This window comes from Billgrantia antri, from assembly GCF_017868935.1.
Classification (GTDB): Bacteria; Pseudomonadota; Gammaproteobacteria; order Pseudomonadales; family Halomonadaceae; genus Halomonas; species Halomonas antri.
The window spans coordinates 59,953-74,946 of record NZ_CP053383.1 but is presented as its reverse complement, the minus strand read 5'-3'; the positions used below and the strand labels follow the sequence as shown (position 1 = coordinate 74,946).

At 66.4% G+C, this 14,994-nt stretch carries 16 protein-coding genes; 10 read left to right on the top strand and 6 right to left on the bottom strand.

The window, feature by feature from the left end:
• The first annotated feature begins 249 nt into the window (after positions 1-249).
• From HNO53_RS00355 to HNO53_RS00320, 8 genes are all read left to right on the top strand, one after another.
• Complete coding sequence (locus tag HNO53_RS00355) at positions 250-1,218, top strand: MBL fold metallo-hydrolase (protein WP_209475226.1); 969 nt, start codon at positions 250-252, stop codon at positions 1,216-1,218.
• A gap of 99 nt (positions 1,219-1,317) precedes the next feature.
• Positions 1,318-3,030: an FAD-dependent oxidoreductase gene (locus tag HNO53_RS00350; protein ID WP_209475224.1), complete on the top strand. Its 1,713-nt coding sequence runs from the start codon at positions 1,318-1,320 to the stop codon at positions 3,028-3,030.
• Positions 3,017-3,238, top strand: coding sequence for a DUF2783 domain-containing protein (locus HNO53_RS00345; protein ID WP_209475222.1), 222 nt, complete (start codon positions 3,017-3,019; stop codon positions 3,236-3,238). The genes HNO53_RS00350 and HNO53_RS00345 overlap by 14 nt, the downstream gene beginning before the upstream one ends.
• Positions 3,239-3,254: 16 nt before the next feature.
• Positions 3,255-4,562, top strand: a complete 1,308-nt coding sequence (gene hmgA / locus HNO53_RS00340) for a homogentisate 1,2-dioxygenase (RefSeq protein ID WP_209475220.1) — start codon at positions 3,255-3,257, stop codon at positions 4,560-4,562.
• 72 nt (positions 4,563-4,634) lie between these two features.
• Entirely contained in the window at positions 4,635-5,654 is a 1,020-nt protein-coding gene (locus tag HNO53_RS00335) for a fumarylacetoacetate hydrolase family protein (RefSeq protein ID WP_209475218.1), read from the top strand.
• A 20-nt stretch (positions 5,655-5,674) separates the two neighbouring features.
• Positions 5,675-6,319 carry a maleylacetoacetate isomerase gene (maiA, locus tag HNO53_RS00330; protein WP_209475216.1) on the top strand — a complete coding sequence of 215 codons (645 nt, stop codon included), beginning with the start codon at positions 5,675-5,677 and terminating at the stop codon, positions 6,317-6,319.
• 154 nt (positions 6,320-6,473) lie between these two features.
• Positions 6,474-7,694 carry a multidrug effflux MFS transporter gene (locus HNO53_RS00325; RefSeq protein ID WP_209475214.1) on the top strand — a complete coding sequence of 407 codons (1,221 nt, stop codon included), beginning with the start codon at positions 6,474-6,476 and terminating at the stop codon, positions 7,692-7,694.
• Complete coding sequence (locus tag HNO53_RS00320; protein ID WP_209475212.1) at positions 7,691-8,899, top strand: MFS transporter; 1,209 nt, start codon at positions 7,691-7,693, stop codon at positions 8,897-8,899. Before HNO53_RS00325 ends, HNO53_RS00320 begins: the two co-directional genes overlap by 4 nt.
• On the opposite strand, the gene HNO53_RS00315 is transcribed toward HNO53_RS00320, so the two are convergent.
• Complete coding sequence (locus HNO53_RS00315; protein WP_209475210.1) at positions 8,894-9,289, bottom strand: SpoIIAA family protein; 396 nt, start codon at positions 9,287-9,289, stop codon at positions 8,894-8,896. The genes HNO53_RS00320 and HNO53_RS00315 overlap by 6 nt on opposite strands.
• An 83-nt stretch (positions 9,290-9,372) precedes the next feature.
• Complete coding sequence (locus tag HNO53_RS00310) at positions 9,373-9,537, bottom strand: DUF1127 domain-containing protein (RefSeq protein WP_209475208.1); 165 nt, start codon at positions 9,535-9,537, stop codon at positions 9,373-9,375.
• A 166-nt stretch (positions 9,538-9,703) separates the two neighbouring features.
• On the opposite strand from HNO53_RS00310, the gene HNO53_RS00305 reads away from it, so the two are divergent.
• Positions 9,704-11,134 carry an aminotransferase-like domain-containing protein gene (locus tag HNO53_RS00305; protein ID WP_209475206.1) on the top strand — a complete coding sequence of 477 codons (1,431 nt, stop codon included), beginning with the start codon at positions 9,704-9,706 and terminating at the stop codon, positions 11,132-11,134.
• Position 11,135: 1 nt separating this feature from the next.
• Here HNO53_RS00305 and HNO53_RS00300 read toward each other — a convergent pair whose 3' ends face one another.
• The gene (locus HNO53_RS00300) at positions 11,136-12,038 is read right to left on the bottom strand and encodes an alpha/beta hydrolase family protein (protein ID WP_209475204.1); all 903 of its coding nucleotides are present in this window, start codon (positions 12,036-12,038) and stop codon (positions 11,136-11,138) included.
• 95 nt (positions 12,039-12,133) lie between these two features.
• Here HNO53_RS00300 and HNO53_RS00295 point away from each other — a divergent pair, with 95 nt between their 5' ends.
• On the top strand, positions 12,134-12,487 hold the full coding sequence (locus HNO53_RS00295) for a MerR family transcriptional regulator (RefSeq protein WP_209475202.1): 354 nt from the start codon (positions 12,134-12,136) through the stop codon (positions 12,485-12,487).
• Positions 12,488-12,495: 8 nt separating this feature from the next.
• On the opposite strand, the gene HNO53_RS00290 is transcribed toward HNO53_RS00295, so the two are convergent.
• The 3 genes from HNO53_RS00290 to HNO53_RS00280 all read right to left on the bottom strand — a co-directional run bounded on the left by HNO53_RS00290 (position 12,496) and on the right by HNO53_RS00280 (position 14,939).
• Positions 12,496-12,939 (bottom strand): hypothetical protein, encoded by a 444-nt coding sequence (locus HNO53_RS00290; RefSeq protein WP_209475200.1) that lies wholly within the window; start codon positions 12,937-12,939, stop codon positions 12,496-12,498.
• A 118-nt stretch (positions 12,940-13,057) separates the two neighbouring features.
• The gene (locus tag HNO53_RS00285) at positions 13,058-13,261 is read right to left on the bottom strand and encodes a DUF2783 domain-containing protein (RefSeq protein WP_209475198.1); all 204 of its coding nucleotides are present in this window, start codon (positions 13,259-13,261) and stop codon (positions 13,058-13,060) included.
• A gap of 1 nt (position 13,262) precedes the next feature.
• Complete coding sequence (locus HNO53_RS00280) at positions 13,263-14,939, bottom strand: FAD-dependent monooxygenase (protein WP_209475196.1); 1,677 nt, start codon at positions 14,937-14,939, stop codon at positions 13,263-13,265.
• Between the last annotated feature and the right edge of the window lie 55 nt (positions 14,940-14,994).

Here is a 14,994-nt window from a genome sequence, read left to right as displayed (position 1 = left end):
AGTTAATCTCCCTTGCAACTAATTTGGCGACGAACGTCATTAGACTTAGGTCGAAAAAATTCAAAAAACCCATGATCTTAGGCAACTTTTCTCCACTCAGCTCACGCTAGGCTCTTCGTCTGGTCCGCAACTTGCTGGACATATAGTTTCAACAGCAACTATGCTCGCTGCATTCAGCACAACGAACGAGGCCTACATCGGCCCCCTAGACGTCGCCCACCGTGACGCCCCGACGACTCAGGAGGAATCATGAGCAAGAAATTCGCTTCCCACGCCGATACCGAAGAGAAGCAGGTCAGCTTCACCAAACTGGCGGAAGGCCTATACGCCTACACCGCCGAAGGCGACCCCAACACCGGTGTCGTCATCGGCGACGACAGCGTGATGGTGATCGACACCCAGGCCACGCCGATCATGGCCCAGGACGTGATCCGCCGCATTCGCGAAGTGACAGACCTGCCGATCAAGCACGTGGTGCTAACCCACTACCATGCCGTGCGCGTGCTCGGCGCCTCGGCCTACGATGCCGAAAACATCTACGCCAGCCAGCATACCTACGACCTGATTGTCGAACGCGGCCAGCAGGACTACGAATCCGAGGTCGGCCGTTTCCCGCGCCTGTTCCAGGGCGTCGACTCCGTTCCCGGCCTGACCTGGCCCAACATCGTCTTCCAGCAGGAACTGACGGTATTCATGGGCAAGCGCGAGGTGCGCATCATTCACCTCGGCCGCGGCCACACCAAGGGTGACACCATCGTCTGGCTGCCGGAGGAGAAGGTGATGTTCTCCGGCGACCTGGTGGAATATGGCGCCACCCCCTACACCGGCGACGCCTATCACGAATACTGGCCCGCCACCCTCGACCGCCTGCAGGCGATGAAGCCGCAGAAGCTGGTGCCAGGCCGCGGCGAAGCGCTGCAAACCCCCGAGCAGTGCCAGGAAGCGATTCAGGGCACCCGCGACTTCCTCGCCGACATGTACGAAAGCGTCAAGGCAGGCAAGGCCGCCGGCAAGTCGCTCTCCGAGTGCTATGCCGAGACCTACGCCAAGCTCAAGCCCAAGTACGGCCACTGGGTGATCTTCGACCACTGCCTGCCATTCGACATTACACGCTGCTATGACGAGGCCGGCGGCGAATACCCCGACCCGCGCATCTGGACCGCCGAGCGCGACACGGCCATGTGGCACTCGCTGCAGGAAGTCGTCGAGAACCAGTAACACACTGTTTTCACAACACGTCCTGGCGAGTGGCGCCGGGGGGCAGGTCGCCGCGTTGTGGCGCTGGCCTGCCCCGAGGCAGCCACAGTCGGAGGAAGCATGCCCACTACCTACAACAATCCCGTCTACCCGTATCGACGCCCGCCCGAACTCGACCGTGAAGGCGTGCGCCACTGCCCGGTGGTGATCGTCGGCGCCGGCCCCACCGGCCTGGCCATGGCCATCGACCTGGCCCAGCAGGGCATCGCGAGCGTCGTGCTCGACGACAACAATACCGTCAGCGTCGGCTCGCGGGCGATCTGCTTCGCCAAGCGCACGCTGGAAATTCTCGACCGCCTGGGCTGCGCCAAGCCCATGGTCGACAAGGGCGTGACCTGGCAGCGCGGTCGCGTGTTTTTCCAGGAGCGCGAGGTCTACGACTTCGACCTGCTGCCGGAAGAAGGCCACCGCATGCCGGCCTTCATCAACCTGCAGCAGTACTACTTCGAGGAGTACCTGGTCGATCGCGCCGACGCGCTCAGCGACCTGATCGACCTGCGCTGGCTGCACAAGGTCACCGAGGTCGCGAGTCACCCCGAACGCAGCGAGGTGATGGTCAGCACCGAGGATGGCGACTACCGCCTCTCCTGCGATTACCTGCTGGTGGCCGACGGCGCCAATAGCAAGATCCGCGACATGCTGGGCCTGGAGAGCAAGGGCCAGGTCTTTCAGGATCGCTTCCTGATCGCCGACGTGATCATGAAAGCCGACTTCCCCACCGAGCGCTGGTTCTGGTTCGACCCGCCCTTCCACCCCAACCAGTCGGTGCTGCTGCACCGCCAGCCGGACAACGTCTGGCGCATCGACTTCCAGCTCGGCTGGGACGCCGACCCCGAGGAAGAGAAGAAGGAGGAGAACATCCGCCCCCGGGTGCAGGCGATGCTCGGCGAGGACGTGGAGTTCGAGCTGGAGTGGGCCAGCGTCTATACCTTCCGCTGCCGCAAGATGGATGACTATATACACCAGCGGGTGTTCTTCATGGGTGACGCCGCGCATCAGGTCTCCCCTTTCGGCGCCCGCGGTGCCAACGGCGCGCTGCAGAGCACCGAGAACCTGGCCTGGAAGCTGGCCCGGGTGCTCAAGGGCGAGGCCCACGAGGCGCTGCTCGCTACCTACAACGACGAGCGCCAGCACGGCGCCGCCGAGAACATCCTCAACTCGACCCGCGCCACCGACTTCATCACGCCGAAGAGCCGCGTCAGCCGGCTGTTCCGTGACAGCGTGCTGGAGCTGGCCGAGCGCTACCCCTTCGCCCGTCGCCTGGTCAACAGCGGCCGGCTGTCGATGCCGTGCCACTACGACGACTCTCCGCTCAACGGTCACGAAACCGAGGGCCTGCCGCTCGAGCTACGCCCCGGCAGCCCGGCCAAGGACGCCCCGATCGGCCTGGCTGGCCGGCGCGCCTGGCTGCTCAATCAGCTGGGAGATCGTTTCACCCTGCTGCTCGACGGTCGCGTCGACAGCGCCCGGGCCGAGACGCTCAGGGCCGAACTCGAGCCGCTGCTCGCGCGTCAGGACGATCTCGACCTACTGGTCGTCGGACCGGCACCGCATGCCCTGACCGAGCTGCCGCGCAGCCGCCAGATCGAGGACGTGGAGAATCTGGTTGGCGAGCGCTACGGCCTGACCGCCGGGGTCGCCTACCTGATCCGCCCCGACCAGCACGTCAGCGCCCGCTGGCACGAGATCAAAGCCGCCGACGTCGAGGCGGCGCTCGACCGCACGCTGGGTCGTCATCTGAATGCCGAGGAGGCTCGCCATGCCACGGCTTGAACTCGATCCCAACTTCACCGACCCGGACGCCTTCTACGCTGCGCTGACCGAGCTGCACCGCGAGTGCAGCGAGGCCGAGAGCGAACGCATCAACGCCCGGCTGATCCTGCTGCTGGCCAACCATATCGGCGACCAGCAGGTGCTGGAGGAGGCTCTGTCCATCGCCGGCCAGGCCGCCAGCGCATCAGCAAGTCAACCAGGCCAATAACGAGAGGGATCCTCCCATGACGACGACACTCGAGTACCAGAGCGGCTTTCGCAACCACTTCGCCAGCGAGGCGCTGCCCGGCGCCTTGCCGGTGGGCCAGAACTCGCCGCAGCGCTGCGCCTACGGCCTCTACGCCGAGCAGCTCACCGGCTCGGCCTTCACCGCGCCGCGCCACGAGAACCTGCGCAGCTGGCTCTACCGCATCCGCCCCTCGGTGGTGCAGAGCGCCTATACGCCGCTGGAGAATAGCCGAGTGGCTACCTCGCCGCTGGCCAAGCCCGCCGCCGACCCCAACCAGATGCGCTGGGACCCGCTGCCGATTCCCGCCGAACCCACCGACTTCGTCGACGGCCTGCTGACGATTGCCGTCAACGGCGATGCCGGCACCCAGGCCGGTTGCGGCGTGCACGTCTACGCCTTCAACCGTGACATGACCGAGCGCTTCTTCTACGACGCCGACGGCGAGCTGTTGATCGTGCCGCAACAGGGCACCCTGCGCCTGCGTACCGAACTCGGCGAGCTCGAGGTCAAGGGCGGCGAGATCGCGGTCATTCCCCGCGGCATGAAGTTCCAGGTACGCCTGGCCGAAGGCAGCGACGGTGCCCGCGGCTACGTCTGCGAGAACTACGGCAGCCCGCTGGAGCTGCCCGGGCTCGGCCCCATCGGCGCCAACGGCCTGGCCAACCCGCGCGACTTCGAGAGCCCGGTGGCCGCTTATGAGGATCTCGAGGGCGACTTCGAGCTGGTGGCCAAGTTCTCCGGTCGCTTCTGGGTGACCCAGCTCGGCCACTCGCCGCTCGACGTGGTGGCCTGGCACGGCAACTACGCGCCCTACAAGTACGATCTTGCACGCTTCAACACCATCAACACGGTGAGCTTCGACCACCCCGACCCCTCGATCTTCACCGTGCTGACCTCGGCCTCCGACACCCCGGGGATGGCCAACATCGATTTCGTGATCTTCCCGCCGCGCTGGATGGTGGCCGAGAACACCTTCCGCCCGCCCTACTTCCATCGCAACCTGATGAGCGAGTTCATGGGCCTGATCCACGGCGAGTACGACGCCAAGGCCGAGGGCTTCCTGCCCGGCGGCGCCAGCCTGCACAACTGCATGTCGCCCCACGGCCCCGACGCCGAGACCTTCGAGAAGGCCTCCAACGCCGAGCTGACACCACAGCGCCTGGATGCGACCCTGGCCTTCATGTTCGAGAGCCGCTACGTCTACCATCCCACGGAAGCGGCGCTGAACGCGGACATCCGTCAGCGCGACTACGTCGACGTGTGGGCGACGCTGCGCTCGCACTTCGATCCCAAGCAGTCTTGAAGGCCAGAGAGACGAAACGCTGAACTAGCCGGGGCCGACGAGCCCCGCCCCTGACGAAAGGATTGAGCCACGATGAAACTCGCCACCTTGAAAAACGGCCGCGACGGCGAACTGCTGGTGATCTCCCGCGACCTGAGCCAGGCCGTCTCCGCCGCCGATATCGCCCAGACCCTGCAGCAGGCCATCGAGAACTGGGATGCGCTGAGCCCGAAGCTGGAAGCGCGCTACGCCGAGCTCAACGACGGCCGCGCCGCGGACGCCTTCGCCCTTGACCAGAGCAAGCTGCACTCGCCGCTACCGCGCAGCTATCACTGGGCCGACGGCTCCGCCTACCTCAATCACGTCAAGCTGGTGCGCCAGGCGCGCAACGCCGAAATGCCCGAGACCTTCTGGACCGACCCGCTGATGTACCAGGGCGGCGGCGACAAGTTCCTCGCCCCCACCGAGGACATCGAGGCGGTCAGCGAGGAGCACGGCATCGACTTCGAGGGCGAGATCGCGGTGATCACCGACGACGTGCCCATGGCAGTCACCCCGGAGCAGGCCGCCGGCCACATCAAGCTGATCATGCTGGTCAACGACGTCAGCCTGCGCGGGCTGATCCCGGGCGAGCTGGCCAAGGGCTTCGGCTTCTTCCAGGCCAAACCGGCCTCCGCCTTCTCGCCCGTCTGTGTCACCCCCGACGAGCTGGGCGACGCCTGGCAGGAGGGCAAGGTGCACCTGCCGCTGACCGTTCACCTCAACGGCGAGAAGTTCGGTGAGCCTGAGGCCGGCCCCGACATGATCTTCAGCTTCCCGCAGCTGGTCGCCCATGCAGCCAAGACCCGCTATCTGGGCGCCGGTGCCATCGTCGGCTCAGGCACCGTCTCCAACCCCGACCCCGATGGCGGCCCCGGCAAGCCGGTCGCGGACGGCGGCGTGGGCTACAGCTGCCTGGCCGAGGTGCGCATGGTCGAGCAGATCCTGCACGGCGCGGCGAAGACGCCGTTCATGCGCTTCGGCGACCGGGTGCGCATCGAGATGTTCGACCGCGACGGCGTGAGCATCTTCGGCGCCATCGACCAGCAGGTGGTTCAGTACCAACCCAAGTAAACCGCCAGGGAGAGCCAATCATGACCACACTGTACGGCTATTATCGCTCCTCGGCGGCCTACCGGGTGCGCATCGCACTCAACCTCAAGGGCCTGGCCTACGACCAGGCCCCGGTCAACCTGGTCAAGGGCGAGCAGCGTGGCGAGGAAAACCTCGCCCGCAACCCCCAGGGGCTGGTGCCGGTACTCGAGACCGATGACGGTACCCAGCTGACCCAGTCGCTGGCGATCTGCGAGTACCTCGATGAGCGCTACCCGGAACCGCCGCTGCTGCCGGCGGATGCCGAAGGCCGCGCCCGGGTGCGATCGCTGGCACAGCTCGTGGCCTGCGAGATCCACCCGCTCAACAACCTCAAGGTGCTCAAGTATCTGGTGCACGAGCTCAAGCTGGACGACGAGGCCAAGCTGGCCTGGTACCGCCACTGGATCGCCGAAGGCTTCGCCGCACTGGAAGCGAGGCTGGCGGGCGAGCCCGCCACCGGCACGTTCTGTCACGGCGACAGCCCGACCCTGGCGGATCTCTGCCTGGTACCCCAGGTTTACAACGCCGAGCGCTTCGAGTGCGGCCTCTCGCCGTATCCGACGATCCGGCGTATCACCGAGCGCTGTCGTGGAATGGAGGCCTTCGCCACGGCTGCCCCGGGGGAGCAGCCGGATGCAGGTTGAGCAACGCAGCGCCAATTAGGCTATATTAAGCAAGCTAACGACTGGCGGGCGCCGTCCTCCCCTTTCCGACCTGGAGCGGGAGAAGCGGCGCCCGTCGGTCGTTGTCTTTCGCCCCCGAGCGCCCTTCGAGACGCCCTTCGAGAATGAGGTCAATGTGCTGAGGCTGAAGTCCCCTGCCATGGTGATCACGCTGGCGGCGCTGACCGCGCTGGGTCCGCTGGCCACCGACATGTACCTGCCGGCGATGCCGGCCATGGCCGCGGCGCTCGACACCGGTCCCGACCAGATCCAACTGACGCTGAGCCTGTACATGGCCGGCTTCGCCGTGGCGCAGCTTTTCTGCGGCCCGATCTCCGATCGCTTCGGGCGCAAGCCGGTGATGATCGCCGGCTTCGGCCTGTTCCTGCTGGCGAGCCTGCTGTGCGCCCTCGCCCCCAGCATCGAGTGGCTGCTTGCCGGGCGTTTCCTCCAAGCGCTGGGCGGTGCCGCCGGTCCGGTGTTGGGACGCGCCGCGGTGCGCGATATTCATGGCCCGCTCGAGGCCGGACGCGTGCTCTCCTACATGGCCAGTACCATGGCGCTCGCCCCCGCCCTGGCCCCCATCGTCGGCGCCGGGCTGCTGCTGTTCTTCGGCTGGAAGTCGATCTTCGCGCTGTTGACGATCTACGCCGCGGCGATGCTGCTGGTGCTCGCCTTCCTCATGCCGGAACCGCTGGCGCGGGAGAATCGCCAGTCGGTGCATCCCGCCGCCATCCTGCAGAATTACCGCATGCTGCTCGGTCAGCGCGCGTTCATGGGCTATACGCTGGTCAACGCCAGCGGCTTCTCCGGCCTGTTCGCGTTTCTCTCCGGCTCCTCCTTCGTGTTGATCGAGTTCATGGGCATGTCGCCCTTCGGCTACGGGATCGGCTTCACCTTGATCGTCGCCGGCTTCTTCAGCGGTACCCTGATCAGCGGACGCTACAGCCATCGCCTGGGTCGGGACCGATTGCTGCTGCTGGCCACCTCGATCTGCGCCCTGGCCGGCCTCACCATGGCGGTTCTGGCGGCGGCGGCGGTCTACACGCCGTGGGCGGTGATCGGACCGCATATCCTGTTTCTGGTCGGTTTCGGCATCGTGATGCCGCAGAGCATGTCCGGAGCGCTGGCGCCCAACCCGCAGTGCGCTGGCTCGGCCTCCTCGCTGTTCGGTTTCCTGCAGATGAGCCTCGCTGCCCTCGGCGGCGCACTGGTCGGCCGTTTCCACGACGGCACCTCGCTGACCATGGCGGTGTCCATCGGCCTGGGCGGCGTACTCTCTCTGGCGGCTTTCCTGTTGCTGGTGCGGCCGGCCAGCCGGGCGGCCGCCGCCAGGCAGGCAGGGTCGTCGCGATGAGCGGCAGTGCCCCGCCCCGCCTCGTCATCCTGCTGCTGGCATTGGCCGGTTTTGCCAGCATGGCCTCGATGCGCGTCACCGACGCCATGCTGCCGGCGCTGTCCCAAGCCTTCGCCCGGCCGGTGGCCGACGTGGCGCAGAACATCACCCTGTTCGCCATCGCCTACGGCGTGATGCAGCTTGCCTACGGCCCGCTGGGCGACCGCCATGGCACCCTGCGGGTGATCGGCCTGGCCACTCTGGCCTGTGCGATTGGCGTGCTGGGCTCGGCGCTGGCCGAGTCGCTACCGATGCTGCTGGCGTTTCGTACCCTGAACGGTGCCACTGCCGCGGCGATCATTCCGCTCTCCATGGCCTGGGTGGGCGACAACGTGCCCTATGAGCAACGTCAGGTCGCCCTGGCCCATATGCTTTCCGGTGCGGTGCTGGGACTGATCTCGGGCCAGGTGACGGGCGGTTTCCTGGCCGATACGCTGGGCTGGCAGGCGGCGTTCGTGCTGCTCACCCTGCTGTTTCTTGGCGCCGGCGGGCTGCTGCTCACGACCCTGCGTCGTCAGCCGGCCCTGTCGCCGCCCAAGAACCATCAGGGTCGCATCGCCTTCTTCTCGCGCATTCGCGAGGTGCTGTTGATCGCCCGCGCCCGGCGCATCCTGGCGCTGGTTTTCCTGGAAGGGATTGCTGCCTTCGGCGCGCTGGCCTTCGTCGCCAGTCATCTCTATACCCGGCTTGACGTCTCGCTGACCCAAGCGGGGCTGATGGTGGCACTGTTCGGTGTGGGTGGACTGATCTTCGCCGCGCTGGCGCGACCGCTGGTCGCCCGACTGGGAGAGCCGGGCCTGGCCGCAGGCGGCGGCATGCTGATGGGGCTCGGCTTCGTCGGGCTGGCGCTCTCCCCACTGCCGGCGCTGGCCACCGCGGGCGCCTTCTGCGCCGGGCTCGGCTTCTACATGATGCACAGCACTCTGCAGATCAACGCCACTCAGATGGCACCCGCCATGCGTGGCACCGCCATGGCAGTGTTCGCCGGTTGCCTGTTCCTCGGCCAGTCGGTGGGCGTCAGCCTCGGCGGGCTGGTGCTGCGCCTGGCCGATAGCGCGTGGCTGCTGGCCGGCGCCGGGCTGTGGCTGCTGGCCTTGGGGCTGGCCTTCGCCTGGCTGCTGCGCCAGTGGCACGGCGAGCAGGCCGCCGCTACCGCGACTTCATAACCCGCCGTCGATCAGATCGCGGCGAAAGCCGGCGACCCAGCGCATGGCCTCTTCAAGCTCGCCGGCATGGAATAGGCGCGCTTCGGTATTGGGAAACAGCTTGCCGGCCAGCCTGGTGGTGGTCTCGATCCAGCCCTTGTCGGCGATCACCGCGGCACGCTTGAAGCGGCGGTACTCGCCCAGCTTGCTCATGGCGTAGGCCAGATCGCGCAGCAGGGCGCCGGCCGTCATATGGTCGAAGTCGGTCATGTCCGCCAGCACACCGATATCCTCGTTATGCTCAAGTTTCGACTCGATGGCAGGGATCAATACGTCGTAGTCCGCGCTGTGCAGCGTGCCCGAAATACGAAACGCCGCTACATACTCGGGTGCAGGGAGTGTCTCGATCATGGCTGGCTCCTCCTTGGCTGCCGATGGCTCGTTTCCCATTAGGGCATCGTGCGGCACCGCGGGTTCCCGTGTCGTGCCGGTGCTCATCGCCAGAATGGCTTTCTCACCTCTCGCTTGACGGTGTCACGATCCAGTCCGATGTCGGCCAGCAGATGGTCGTCGAGATGGCGCAGATCGCAGCGAGTGCGGTGACGCCGTTGCTGCTCCCTGATCCAGCGGGACAGACGAAAAAGGCGTTTGAAGAACATGACGGCATCTCCTGTCGGTGGGTTCTGACAGGTTATGTCCGCTTAAAAAACCAATACAGATTCAAATAATTTATAGTTTTGCAGCACAGATGGCGCTATTGTGCTTCTGTATCGGCCATTATTCCGGTTTCTGTATTGTGTGCCGTCAAGACGAGGCAAATCTGTCATGAAACGTTACGATTGGGTGGCTCAGACCCTGACCCAGCGCATCGAGCAGGGCCAGTATCGTATCGGCGACCGGCTGCCCTCCGTGCGTGCGCTCTGCCGCGAGCTTGGCGTCAGCGTCTCCACCGCTCAGGAGGCGTATCGGCGGCTGGAGGAATCCGGCCGCGCAGAAGCGCGCCCGCGCTCGGGTTACTATGTGCTGCCTCGGCCGACCCCGAGCGTGCTGCCCAAGGTATCGCGCCCGGCCCAGCGTCCGCTGGACGTGTCCCAGTGGGATCAGGTACTGGAGCTGGTCGCCTCCTCCCCAGTGCACGACCGCCTGCTGATGCTGGGGCGCGGCATTCCCGACCTCACTGCCGCCAGCCTTCGCCCCCTGCACCGCCAGCTGAGTACATTGCATCGGCATGTTGCAGCCCATGGACTCAGCTACGACAGCCTGCAGGGCAGCCTCGAACTACGCCGTCAGATCGTCAGGCTGGCCGACAAGTCGGGCTGCCTGCTGCATCCCGACGATGTATTGATCACCACCGGCTGTCAGGAAGCACTCTCGCTCGCCCTGCGCACCCTGACCGAGCCCGGCGACGTGGTCGCGGTGGACTCACCGAGTTTCTACGGCACCATGCAGATCCTCAAGGCGCAGAAGCTCAAGGCGCTGGAGATCCCCACCGACCCGCAGAGCGGCATCAGCCTGGAAGCGCTGGAGCTGGCGCTGGAACAGTGGCCGATCAAGGCGATCCAGATCACCCCCACCTGCAACAACCCGCTCGGCTATACCATGCCCGAGGCGCGCAAGCGCGCCCTGGTCGCCCTGGCCCAGCGCTTCGACGTGGCCATCGTCGAGGACGATATCTATGGAGATCTCTCCTTCGACACGCCCCGGCCGCGCACTCTCAAGAGCTTCGACGACGACGGCCGGGTGCTGCTGTGCAGTGCCTTCTCCAAGACGCTGGTGCCTGGGCTTCGAGTCGGCTGGATGGCGCCGGGGCGCTATCGCGACCAGGTGCTGCACATGAAGTACGTTTCCACCGGCGCCTCGGCCACGCTGCCACAGCTGGCGGTGGCGGAGTTCGTCCAGCACGGCCACTACGAGCGCCACCTGCGCGAGATGATCCGCCAGTACCGCCAGCATCGCGACATCATGATCGACTGGGTGATGCGCTACTTCCCGCCCGGCACGGGAGTCAGCTATCCCCAGGGCGGTTTCCTGCTATGGCTGGAGCTGCCGGGAAATATCGATTGCGTACGCCTCAAGGAGCGCCTGGTCGGCGAAGGGCTGCATGTCACGCCGGGGTCGCTATTCTCGGCCTCGGGCAAGTACCGCCATTGCCTGCGCCTGAATTACGCCACGGCGATGACGCCCGCCGTCGAAGCCGGCATCAGGCGGGTCGGCGAGGCGGTAACGGCGCTGCTGGACCAGCAAGTGCCGGCCTGAGTCACGATCCCGTCGTGCTCCCTTCCGCCGTTGCCGCCAATGCCGGCTCGGCACCTTGCAGCGCGGGCAGCAGGTAGCGCTGCCACAGCGCCTGCTCGTGCTCCGCGCGGAAGAAGCCGAAGTGGCCGATGCGTGTCAGGCCCGCCTCACGGGGCCGGATACGCAACAGGGTACGCGGGGCATTGGTATAGAAGCCATGCAGCGACTCGGTGTTGCGCGCCGACATGAAATCGTCGTCGCTGAAGGAGAGCGAGACCACCGGCGTGCGCACGGCAGCGAAGCGTTCACGCACGCCGGGCTCCGCCCCTACGGCGTACTCTGGGTGCAGGCACCAGCGCCGCCACTGTTCGACCACGCCGCGTGGTAGGTCGCCCACCATGTTGAGCCGCTTGCCGGGAAAATAGCCCAGCAGTGGCGTGAGCAGCGGCACGGCGCCGAACCAGAACAGCCATACCCGTCGCTTCAGCGCCGGTGCGTTCTCGCGCCAGTAGCCGCTGCCGCAGGCCACGGTGACGATGCGCTCGAGTCGCTCGTGTCCCGGCACCAGCGGCGGAATCTGCCCGCCCAGACTGTGGCCGACCCAATGGAGAGGCAGCCCCGGCGCGTGGCGCTCAAGCGCCTCGAGTACTGCAGCGGCGTCATAGTGCGCCCAGTCCATGATGGTGGCCGGAAAGCCGCTGAGCCGCGGCGGCCGCGACGCGCCCATGCCGCGGTAGTCGAAGGTGGCCACGGCCATCCCTTGGCCCGCCAGCCATTGCGCCAGCGGCGCATAGAAGCGCTGCGGCACGCCCATGGCGGGAGCGATCAGCACCGCCGCAGTGGGCTGCGCCGGGGTGACGAAACGCGCGGCGATGGCCACGCCGTCGCCGGTCTGTACCTGCCGCTCCTCAATCCTGGATGCCATCTCGTTGCCTCCTCGCCATGTCGTGGCAGCCCCGTATGGGCGCGCCAAGCCATGGTAAGGTGTGGAGCCAACTCCACAGTCAAGGGGTTTTCCTCATGCTGATCGGCGAGCTGGAACGAGCCAGTGGGCTGGGCCGCGACACCATTCGCTTCTACGAGAAGCGCGGCCTGATCACGCCGCCCTCGAGGCGTGAAAACGGTTATCGCGAGTACACCGAGCAGACCCTGGCGGAACTGCGCTTCGTGCGCAGGGCCCGTGAGCTGGAGTTCCGTCTCGACGAGATCCGCGAGGCGATGCCGCACTTCCGTCCGGAGCCGCCGTTCTGCGACGAGCTGGAAGCGCGCTTGCGGCACAAGCGCGAGGCGTTTTGCGCCCAGATCCGCGCGGCCGAAGCCAAGATCGACATGATCGACGACCTGCTGGCGCGCCTGGTCGCGGCCCCACGCTGAGGGAACACTCACTCATCGCGAGGCGGCGGCTTCAGCGTTTCGAGCGCCTCGGCGTTGGGGCAAAACACCCGGCACTCCTCCTGGGATGCCTGATGCCGCAGCGCCAGCCAGCAGGCCGCAACTTTCGGGCAGGCGCTGCAGACGGTACGCAAGGAATGGATGGCCGGATCCTGGCGACAGGCGCCAGGCTCGAGGCCGAAGCGGTGCATCATCGACGGGAGCAAGGTTTCGGCAGCAGCGAACTCCAGCTCCCGACTGGCCAGGCAGCGTGCTATCGCCTGCTCCAGCGAAGGGCTCATGGGGTGCGCCAGGTCATGGATGAGCTGGCTCAGCGCCTTCGGCTCGCAGCACCTGAGTTCGAGCAGAGCCCGTTCACCTTCGAGAAAATTGTGCAGCTGTTTCTCGTCACTTGGCGGCAGAAGGGGCTCTTGGAGAGGTCGAGGTTTACTCATCGAGGCGTTCCTCTACGGACAATTCTTACCGTAGCCCCTGTGCGTCATCTCGCCTTGACCACGCTCAATTTATAGCCAATGAAGTAAGCCCTCGCTTACTCGAAACCGGCCATGACCATCAGCCGGAAACGCCGGCGATACCTCGCCGCGCCTCCTCGATGGCCGCCATCACCCGCTCGACGTCGGCTACGCGATGAGCCAGCGCCAGCGCCAACTGCGCCAGAAACAGGCGCTCCTGGCTCTCGGGCAAGGTATCCAAGGTCTCGGCCAGGGTCTCGTAGACCCGCTCAAGATCGGCGAATGGCAGTGTGGTAACGGTCATCTCATTTACCTCCCAGGGCAGTCACGAGAGCGGGTTCCAGATCGGCAGGATCGAGGCGCTTCCAGCGCGCCACCACGTGGCGGTCGGGGCGCACCAAGTAGGCGCTGCCGGGCGCGGCACCATAGGCGGCGAACAAACCACCGCTGTCCAGCAGTACTCCTTCGGCACCCGGCTCGCGGGACACGCGCAGCAGCTCGACGGCCTGGCCCCGGGCCTGCAACGTAGCCAGCCGCTCTGCGAGTGTCGGATCGGGCCGCCCGTCCTCGCTGAAGTGCAGCAGGACGAAACCTGTGCCCAGATGATCGAGCAGGTAGTCGTCCTCGCCCAACCGGCGGTTAGGCAGCGGCGCGCCGGGGATCGGCCCGGCCTCGAAGTCGGCATCGTCGGGCAGGGTCAGCGGGCTCTCGGCGTAGGTGTAGGGCGTGACCTGGCGTGGGTTGGCGAAGCCGCTGGCATAGTCATTGTGCAGCGCCAGTGTGAGGGCGGCGTCGCGCATCAGCCGGTAGCCCCGGCTCGGCGGGGTCATGAAGCGGGTGCTCTTGCCGGCGTTGGCGAAGACGTCCAGGGTGGCGCCGCGCCGCTCCGGGCTGTAGCTGTCGAGCAGACGATCAGGCGCCAGCCCCTTGAGCACCGAGGCCAGCTTCCAGCCGGCGTTGGCGGCGTCGGCCAGGCCGTTGTTGAGGCCACGCACGCCGAAGATCGGCACCAGGTGGGCGCTGTCGCCGATGAACAGCACCCGGCCATGGCGGTAATCGTCCAGCGCCAGGGTATGGGCCTTGTAGAGGCTCCACCATTCGAGCTCCCAGTCGTCGCCCTCGCCTAGCACCTCGCGCACGATCAGGCTCACCCGCTCGCGGATGCTGGCCTCCTCCACCGCCGCCTGCGGGTCTTCCTCGGGGCCGAGCTGGTAATCGATGCGCCAGATGTCGTCGGGCTGCTTGTGCACCAGGATGGTGGTATCGGGCAGGGCGTGGGAGTGAAAGAAGGCGCGCCGCTCGGTAGGAAAGTCGGAACGCAGGCGAATGTCGGCGATCATGTAGCGGCCCTCGTAGGCCTCGCCGTGCAGGGCGAGGCCGAAGGCCTTGCGCACCACGCTGCGCGCGCCATCGGCGGCCAGCAGGTGGTCGCACTCGAGGCGGTAGTCGCCCTCGGGAGTGGCTACCTCGAGAGTCACGCCGTCCTCATCCTGGCTCACGCCGGTCACCGCGCTCTGCCAGCGTAGTTCGACGAGGCCGCTCTCGCCGGCCTTGTCGATGAGGAACTTCTCGATGTACTGCTGCTGCAGGTTGATCATCGGCAGGAAGCGCTCCTGCTCGGAGTGGGGCATCTCGAAGCGAAAGATCTCGCGGTCGCGAAAGTAGGTGCGCCCCTGCGTCCAGCCCAGGCCCTTCGCCACGAAGGGGGCATCGACGCCGAGCTGCTGCAGGATCTCCAGGCTGTGGCGGGAGATGCAGATCGCCCGCGAGCCGTCGTTGACGGTCGCCTTGTCGTCGAGAACCACGCTTTCGATGCCGTGGCGCGCCAGTTCCAGCGCGGCGGTGACGCCCACCGGGCCGGCACCGACGATGGCCACCCGATGGCGCACCGCCCGGCCATCCAGCTCGGGAGGACGAACGAAGGGAAAGTAGGGATAATCGAAATAGAGCGAGTCGGTCTCGGCGCGTCCGGCGGGTCGCATGGGCGGCTCCTGTTGGCGTTGTGTCTACCGACAGACTACTCCGGTAGCGACCCGA